Origin of the sequence: Veillonella magna, assembly GCF_959600285.1 — a bacterium.
GTDB lineage: Bacteria > Bacillota > Negativicutes > Veillonellales > Veillonellaceae > Veillonella_A > Veillonella_A magna.
This window is the reverse complement of record NZ_CAUGKU010000019.1, coordinates 23602-31729: the sequence shown is the minus strand read 5'-3', so window position 1 is coordinate 31729 and position 8128 is coordinate 23602. Positions and strand designations below refer to the sequence as shown.

Here is an 8128-nt window from a genome sequence, read left to right as displayed (position 1 = left end):
TTCCCCCTTGGATAAATTCAGGGAGGCTTAGATGCAGATTTTATGTGCTGAGAATTACTTATTTGTAACAAATTAGTAACACAGAATATGCATTAATGACGGGATCAATGGCATGGTGGGATATCGTCATTAGTAACGCGTTAGTGACAAAATTACGGCAAAAGTCTTAAAGTTTTGCGTAATTGCGGCAATCTTACGTGTGTGTAAACCGCATCCCCAATTGATTTTGAACAGTGGCCCAGGATCCTGTCGATGGCGGCTTGATTGGCATCTTTCTCGTTGAGTATACTGCGGACTGTGTGACGGCAGTCATGCGGAGAGTGCTTGATTTTTAAAGCTTTCATAACTTTGTTAAATCTATCTGCACCGGCGGCATATGTGCGGCAATCCGGGATGAGGTATTTACCCGGAATCATCATTAAATTTGTGACAAGAGGAAGTATCGAATCATGTATTGGAATGATGCGGATACCTGCAGCGGTTTTTGATTGTGTAATATCGAAATATTTAGAGCGTAGCTTTACATTTTTCTTTTTCAAATTCAACAACTCACTAATCCTCATACCGGTGTACAACAATAAAAGCACAATGTCTTTCTCTGGCATTGTGCTTTTCAATACCTTGTTAATTTGTTGCCGGGTAAATCGCGAATGCGGGCGGACAGGAGTATTTATGCCGATGTCTAAGTCTTTACCAAAGTCGATGTTAGCCGGTATCAATTCATTGATTCGTCCGTATTGTAGTAGCCGATTTAAGAGTGTGCGAGCCTTTTTCTTTGTTGCATAGCCAACACGATTTCCGTTACGGTCGTGCATGTTATCGAAGCATGCCTGCACATCATGAAACTTTAAGCTGTCAATTGATATTGCTACAATTGGGCGAAGATGAATGAGTGAAGTTCGATACCCTTCCAAGGCAGATGCTCCGACGCGTTCCTTCTGTCGGGGGAGCCATTGCCGGTATAGTTGTAACAATGATATTCCGGGGGCTTCTGTGAGTGATCGCTGGTTGTAATTTTCTAAAAAAGCTATTGCTGCAGGATAGGTATCAAAGTACCCGATAGATTTTTGAATAGGCCTACCTGTATCGGTATATCCAACTGTTTTGCGAACCATGAAGGGACGGCGTCGGGTCCCGGAGAGCTTGACTACGCTACCAAAGTTGTTAGGAAGTTTCATTTTGTACCTCTTTTCTGAAAGGAGAAATTATATGCAATACTTAATAATTTTAAATCAAGATGGCAGTAAACACACTGCACTTACTCCAGCCTTGCATGGCGATACGATGGAAGAACTGTATGAAGTTGCTAAGAGAGAATATCCTGACAAACAGTACCTCGAAGGCGATAGTCTTATTAACAACGCACTTGGAGGAGAGCGAGCACGATGGGATGGTGAGAAAGTCGTTGTAGACCCACTCACGCCTGAGCAAGTTGAGGCGGCACGGGTGGCAGCTTTAAATACTGAGCGTGCTACGTATGAAAGTGAGCTGCATCAGCGTTTGAAAGTAGCAGAATTACAAGGAGATGCAGAGCTTATTGAGAGTATTCGTGAAGAATATACTGCGATGAATGCAGCGTACGTTGAAGCCCTGAAAGGAGATGAAGCATAATGGGATTTTTCAAATTGACGAAATGGTGCAGGCTGTGCGGAAGAAAATTAAAGGATGATGGCACGTGTGACTGCCCTGCGGCAGTGGCGTTGCAGGAAGCTATTACGCGTGCGGAAGATGAAGAAAAAGAAAAGGAGGATGCAAAGCATGATTGAGTTTATCAGGGGGTTATTCCCTACCACGGCGCAATTGCCGTGGGCTGGAGGTGGAGCTGTGTTAACGTTGATTTTTAATTCTTTGTTTCCTATTCATGAATGGTTAGTTGTTCTATTGTACGCCATGGTTGTTGATTTCATCCTCGGTGTCATGGCTGCGTATTTGAATGACAATCTTGCGCTTGATTCTCGGCGAGGCAATCGTGGATTGTTGAAGAAGGTTTGCGTATTGGTCATCGTATCGCTCTGTTCTATTTTGGCTACGGAATTTGGCATTAGTGCCATCTATTATGTGTCTGTAGGGGGCTATATATCAATAGAAATATTATCAATTATAGAAAATGCCGGGAAGGCGGGGGTTCCTATCCCGGCAAAGCTACGGGATACGTTGGCACAGTTAGCCGATAATAAATTAGAAAAGAAATAGTTAAAAAGAAAGGACGTGTTTTACATGAAAGTATTTATTAATCCAGGACACCATGTAATATTAGATAGTGGCGCAGTTAATCCTGTAACCGGTGATCGTGAAGTCGATGTAGTGATTGAGTGCGCGAAACTCGTTGAGAAGTATTTGCTCGCAGCAGGCGTAGATTGCACTGTGGGGCAGTACAATGAGTTGTACGAAATCTGCGACGCATCGAATGCGTATGATGCGGACTTATTTGTAAGCATTCACTGTAACGCCTGTGCCAGTCACCAAGCGAGGGGAACAGAAACATATTATAAATCGTTTAATGGACAGAGATTTGCAAACTACATCCAGTCGCAAATTATCCGCAGTTTGCCTGTTACTGATAGAGGCGTAAAGGAGGGGAACTTGTATGTGCTGAAGCACACAGAGGCCGTTGCCGTACTGGTAGAGCTTGCGTTCATCGATAACCCGGAAGATTTAGCATTGTTGAAGAATAGGATTGATGATTTTGCCCGGGCGATTGCGCGCGGCGTGACAGATTATGAGATAGCATAAAAAGAGGGAGCCTTCCGGCTCCCTCTTTTTTCATTTGGTTAATGATAAAATTTTTTCAATGACTAATCTTTCTACCCACGATGGAGGAGTTCTCTTACCCGCCTCCCAATCTTGAAGCGTGCGAATAGGAATGCCAATTTCGCGATTGATGGCAGCCTGCGATAGCCCTGCTAACTGCCGCGCTTCTTTTATGCTCATTTCGATTTCAGTCATTCTATCACCTCACATTTATTATAACACGCAATGCGCTTAAAATAAATTATAAAAATGTAAAATTATATTTACATAACACGCAATGCGTGCTATAATGAGTACATAGAAAAGAGGTGACGCAGCCGACCAAAGCAATGCGCCACCCCGGAGTGGAACAAGAAGTTCCACTTCGATTTTAAATTAAAATCAAAGGAGTGGTCAAGAATGAAAAAGGAAACCTTCGCAAGCATCTGTGAGGAATATAAATGGAAAGCGACCGTGACAAGACATGTACCGGACGTTAGATATAAAGGATATAAGTATTTCATATATCATCCAGAAACAATGAATTTTTTTGGAGCATATAAAACTCTAAAAGAGTTAAGACATGCTCTCGAAAATTTACCGGTGAACTGGAGGCGGAAATATGAAAGAGACTAATGATTTCAATATCAAATGCTTCGCGTGTAGAAATTATACTACTAAATTAACTGTAGAAGAAGTTATAAAAGAATACTGTGCTCGCCCTAATTTACGGGCGAGTACAAGAATTTTCAGATGTCACTTTTTCACAAGATGGCTGCGAAAATATTATAGTATGCAGATATTGCGATTTTCTAACAAAGAGGTGAACGAAATAATCAATGATTTAGATTCACATATTGTAGCGCACTCAAAAACACCCCTCAGTCAAAACTCAAAGTGGTCTTCTTTGAAAGAGATAAGTTCGCTATTTAATTTTGCAGAAGGGCGTGGATACATTCCTTGTAATCCATTTGCTGGATTAAAGTATAAATACATTAAGAAAGTGGCTAGATATCTTAGCCGAGCTGAGGTAGTCACTTTAGTTTCTTCAAACTTTCCGGACGATGATTTTAAAGTCGCGGTTTTATTAGCCTTATGTGCCGGGTTGCGGAGAGGAGAGGTTCTTGGATTAAAATGGCAAGATGTGGATCTCCATAACAGAACGCTAACTGTGAAACGAAGTTATATGTGGCTGTACGGCAAAGGATATTACAATCCGCCAAAGAATCGTTGCGAAAGGATTGTACCGTTAAACGATATATTATATGAAGCGTTGAATGAGAAAGTACGGGTAGGTGAACAAGTTGTACATATATCCCCCTCACGTTTGACAGCTGGATTCCCTGAGTATGCGGAAAGAATAGGAATTCATCGCTACAAGTTCCATGACCTACGTAGGACCTTCGGAACTATTATGTTGCAAGAAGGAGTGGATTTAAAAACTTGTTCACTTTTACTAGGACATAAGGATATTACTGTCACTAGTGATTTCTATGTGGCGATCATAGATGAGATGTCGAGGAGAGCAGTGATGACAATAGATGATATAATTGATGTGAAAAATTAAAAAGGGGCTGTACAGCCCCTTTTTAATATCAATCTAGTAGAACTTCTGCTGGTGTATAAAAGGTTGATAATTTGTAGATGTGAAGTAAGATTGATAAAAAGTAATATTTGTTCTTAGATGGCTCAATTCCACCACTTTGATAGATAAGCGAATTTCTTAGGAGATTCGCTTTTTTTATTTGTTGCTTGGTATATCTAAAAAAATTACTATTTATTGCAAGAAGTGCGAAAAGGAGATAGAATTTAAAGAGAATAGTTATGTACACGTTTTTATAGAAAATACAATCGGAATAAGCTTAATGTAGTTCTTTTAGGAGGATGGAAATTGATAGTGTCGGCAAAATTGATAAAGAATCAATTGAATAAAGCTTGGTACGCTTTCGGTTCCAACGACACAAAAGATGGCATCTTTTGTGTCGACTTTGATAACTTCGATAGCTCCACTATAGAAAAATCAAGCGAGAGTGTACATGATGTAATGGCGATAAGATTGATTGCCCGTTTGATTTCAGAAAAAGAAGAAAATAAAATTATTCCGGAGGCCCTTGTGTACTGTAATGGGGGATGACTTTGGATATAGACCGCCTAGGGCTATAGGCGGTTTTTTTATATCCATTTTTAGGAGGTGATTCAATGATGACATATATTAGCTATGATGATGCGGTGACATAGATATGCAATATCTCATCCTGGAAAAGTTGCTAGATACGTTAGCACGGTTTACTGCGGGGAAAATAGAAAAAAATAAACCGCTCAAGGCGGTATGTGGTACAATAAGTATAACGAGATACAAAAGCGTAGCGTGCTTGTCCTTCGTGTGAAGGCGGTGGTAAGTGATGAGAATATATGAAGTGCTATCTCTCATGATAGCATTTGGTATTTTAGTTGCTACCATTATCATGGCGGCAAGATAATCATCTTAGCGGCATGAAAAAAGGCCGCATTCAGTAGGACGCGACCGTTTCTTCAATTAGAATTTACTTTGAGGGACGAGTTCGCGCCTTGCAAAACGCTTTAGTATCTCGTCTTTGTTTATATTATGTAACACGCAATGTGTTTTGTCAAATTTTACCGGCACCCGAGAGGGTGCTTTTTATGGTGATGCAGATATACAATGCGTAATTGAAAGAACTAACGGTAACTGCAGTATAAAAAGTAATTTGAGTACTAACGGATATAAGAAGTAGTAGATCACTAGTTAACCTCATAGACATTATGAAAGATGTACCTAGGGACGACTGGCGCAAGCTATGTATTTTAGATATAATGAAATAGATGTCACACGACTATACTAAAACGGGTTAGACTGATGTGAAGGTAGGACGTATTTTTACTAGACACAGGCGATGTCAACTTATATAGGGTGTGATAAAACTATGGGATATCGTTACAGGCGATAGGTATGAGAGAAAAAGGAGTTAGTTTATGAATTACACAAGCACGCGCAGTGATAAAAAGGTGCGCGAAACGTATGCGTTATTAAACGGGTTGGCCGCCGATGGCGGTTTATATGTGCCGGCTTCTTTCCCGCGGCGCAGTATTACATATAAGGATATTGCAGGAAAAAGCTATCAGGAAATTGCGGCGATTGTATTGAGTAAATTCTTTACGGATTTTACAGAAGCAGAATTGAAAGATATGATTAATGCTGCTTACAATACAAAGAATTTCAGTACAGATGACATCGCTCCGCTTCATTCTTTGTTGGAACGCTTATCGGTACTGGAGCTCTTTCATGGACGCACGCAGGCCTTTAAAGATATGGCGTTGTCGTTGTTTCCGTATTTGTTGACCGCAGCTAAGGAGAAAGAAGGAGAAACAAAAGAGGTTCTCATCTTGACAGCTACGTCCGGCGATACGGGAAAGGCAGCTTTGGAAGGCTTTAAGGATGTACCGGGCACGCATATTCAAGTATTTTATCCGACGGATGGCGTGAGTCCTATGCAGCAGGAGCAAATGCAAAAGCAAACCGGGGACAACGTGAACGTTACGGCTATTCGGGGAAATTTTGATGATGCACAGCAATTTTTGAAACGACTCTTTGTCAATGAAGAGGTGAATCAAGCGGTAGCAGATAAGGGCGTAATGTTTTCTAGTGCGAACTCCATCAATATCGGTCGTTTGGCACCGCAGGTAGTGTATTATGTAGCGGCCTATGAGGAATTGGTCGGGCAGGGAGCCATTCATGAAGATGAGGCGTTCAATATCGTTGTGCCTACCGGTAATTTCGGTAATATTTTGGCGGCCTATTACGCTAAAATGATGGGAGTACCTATCGGTCATTTAATTTGTGCATCCAACAGGAATAATGTTTTGACCGAATTCTTCGAAACTGGTACATATAATTGCAAACGCCCGTTCTTTACGACGCTGTCACCATCCATGGACATTGTGGAAAGCTCAAATTTTGAACGCTTTTTATACTATGTGTGCGGAGAAAATCCGGTGCGCATTAAGGCTGAAATGGAAGGCCTTAAGAAATCCGGTAAACTCAGTGTAACGACAGAAGAATTAAGCCGTATTCAACGGGAATTTACTGGCGCGTATGTTAATGATGAAGAAACAAAAGCAGTGATTGAACAGGTCTATAATTCCTATGGATATGTTATGGATCCGCATACAGCAGTTGCCATGGGAGCGTATATGAAATTACTTGCCAAGCGTCCGGAGCTAGGTGCCTGTCACACGGTTATTGCTGCGACAGCTCATCCGTTCAAATTTCCGTCGGCGCTTTGTGAAGCATTGGATATTCGGGAAGGAGGTACACCTTACGAAAGCCTGGAACACATTTCAGCGGTGACCGGCGTAGCGTTCCCGAAACAGTTAGCTGCTTTGCAGGATACGCCGATTCGGTTCGATCGCACTATTGATAAGGAAGAAATGCGTAAGGAAATATTGGCTTTCGTAGATGCATTTACGAAATCATGAAAAAAGCGTTTTTCTTTGCTATTACATCGGCACTGGCGTTCAGTGTGATGAATTTATTTGTTAAGATGTTGGGGCAGGGGATGCCTGCTTCGGAAATTACATTTTTCCGCGGTCTTATCGGTACGGCAGCGGTGCTTATTTATATGGGAGTCAAGCGCATTTCCTTTTCATCAAAGGACCGCGGGCTTCTTATGTGGCGCGGTATTTTCGGAGGGGTAGGCACATTATTGAATTTTATTGCTCTTGCCTATATGAATATGGCAGATGCATCGATTCTATTTCAATTGTCCGGTATTTTTGTGTTCATCTTTAGTACATTGGTGTTGAAGGAAGCCTTGCCGAAGGGATCTGTAAAATGGCTGTTAGCTATTTTTTGCGCCGTTACGGCTATGATTCATCCGTGGTCAATGTCAACGTTTAATTGGTACTCCCTATATGCTATTGGCGGGGCTGCTTTTTCGGCGGCTGCGTATACGACAATTCGTAAAATCAGTATCCAAGGTGGACATGGAACATATGAAATCATGTTCTATTTCCTATTTACTACTATGTTGGTAGGGGGCATTCTGATGGGGCCTAACTTTGTGGTGCCTGATATGCGACAGGCGGGCATTATCATTATTATCGGAGTGATTTCGGTATTTGCCCAGTTCTTTTTAACCGGTGCCTTTGTAGCTACGAATGCCGTAGTAGCTCAGTTTATGCAATATATCGGGGTGTTTTTTAATTCCTTTTGGGGCTTTCTCATCTTTGATGAAACATTATCTTGGATTACTGTTGCCGGCGGGATTATTATGTTTACGTCATCCGTTATGTTGGCGCGCTTAAAGGAGCGTCATGCCACGGGACGGCAATCATAGCGTGAACGTGTTTTCATAGAGGGGGAACATGCATTACGATTTTA

The 8128-nt window shown here is 41.5% G+C and carries 11 protein-coding genes; 9 read left to right on the top strand and 2 right to left on the bottom strand.

What is annotated here, in order from left to right:
* Window positions 1–152 precede the first annotated feature (152 nt).
* Window positions 153–1178, bottom strand: coding sequence for a tyrosine-type recombinase/integrase (locus tag Q5873_RS09230; RefSeq protein ID WP_303060519.1), 1026 nt, complete (start codon window positions 1176–1178; stop codon window positions 153–155).
* 31 nt (window positions 1179–1209) lie between these two features.
* On the opposite strand from Q5873_RS09230, the gene Q5873_RS09225 reads away from it, so the two are divergent.
* Genes Q5873_RS09225 through Q5873_RS09210 form a run of 4 tightly spaced genes read left to right on the top strand, consistent with a single transcriptional unit; the run spans window position 1210 to window position 2733 of the window.
* Entirely contained in the window at window positions 1210–1611 is a 402-nt protein-coding gene (locus Q5873_RS09225; protein WP_303060518.1) for a hypothetical protein, read from the top strand.
* Window positions 1611–1766 carry a hypothetical protein gene (locus Q5873_RS09220; RefSeq protein ID WP_303060517.1) on the top strand — a complete coding sequence of 52 codons (156 nt, stop codon included), beginning with the start codon at window positions 1611–1613 and terminating at the stop codon, window positions 1764–1766. Before Q5873_RS09225 ends, Q5873_RS09220 begins: the two co-directional genes overlap by 1 nt.
* Window positions 1759–2193, top strand: coding sequence for a phage holin family protein (locus Q5873_RS09215; RefSeq protein WP_303060516.1), 435 nt, complete (start codon window positions 1759–1761; stop codon window positions 2191–2193). Before Q5873_RS09220 ends, Q5873_RS09215 begins: the two co-directional genes overlap by 8 nt.
* Window positions 2194–2217: 24 nt before the next feature.
* Window positions 2218–2733 carry an N-acetylmuramoyl-L-alanine amidase family protein gene (locus Q5873_RS09210; RefSeq protein ID WP_303060515.1) on the top strand — a complete coding sequence of 172 codons (516 nt, stop codon included), beginning with the start codon at window positions 2218–2220 and terminating at the stop codon, window positions 2731–2733.
* Window positions 2734–2763: 30 nt separating this feature from the next.
* Here Q5873_RS09210 and Q5873_RS09205 read toward each other — a convergent pair whose 3' ends face one another.
* A complete protein-coding gene (locus Q5873_RS09205; RefSeq protein ID WP_303060514.1) occupies window positions 2764–2946 on the bottom strand; it encodes a helix-turn-helix domain-containing protein in 183 nt (60 codons plus the stop codon).
* Window positions 2947–3352: 406 nt separating this feature from the next.
* On the opposite strand from Q5873_RS09205, the gene Q5873_RS09200 reads away from it, so the two are divergent.
* The 5 genes from Q5873_RS09200 to Q5873_RS09185 all read left to right on the top strand — a co-directional run bounded on the left by Q5873_RS09200 (window position 3353) and on the right by Q5873_RS09185 (window position 8084).
* Window positions 3353–4297: a tyrosine-type recombinase/integrase gene (locus tag Q5873_RS09200; RefSeq protein WP_303060513.1), complete on the top strand. Its 945-nt coding sequence runs from the start codon at window positions 3353–3355 to the stop codon at window positions 4295–4297.
* Between the two features lie 324 nt (window positions 4298–4621).
* A complete protein-coding gene (locus Q5873_RS09195) occupies window positions 4622–4864 on the top strand; it encodes a hypothetical protein (protein ID WP_288302124.1) in 243 nt (80 codons plus the stop codon).
* Window positions 4865–5132: 268 nt separating this feature from the next.
* Complete coding sequence (locus tag Q5873_RS09700) at window positions 5133–5210, top strand: putative holin-like toxin (protein ID WP_353934434.1); 78 nt, start codon at window positions 5133–5135, stop codon at window positions 5208–5210.
* Window positions 5211–5721: 511 nt separating this feature from the next.
* Complete coding sequence (gene thrC, locus Q5873_RS09190) at window positions 5722–7224, top strand: threonine synthase (RefSeq protein WP_288189937.1); 1503 nt, start codon at window positions 5722–5724, stop codon at window positions 7222–7224.
* A complete protein-coding gene (locus Q5873_RS09185) occupies window positions 7221–8084 on the top strand; it encodes a DMT family transporter (RefSeq protein WP_303060512.1) in 864 nt (287 codons plus the stop codon). The genes thrC and Q5873_RS09185 overlap by 4 nt, the downstream gene beginning before the upstream one ends.
* Window positions 8085–8128: the final 44 nt, after the last annotated feature.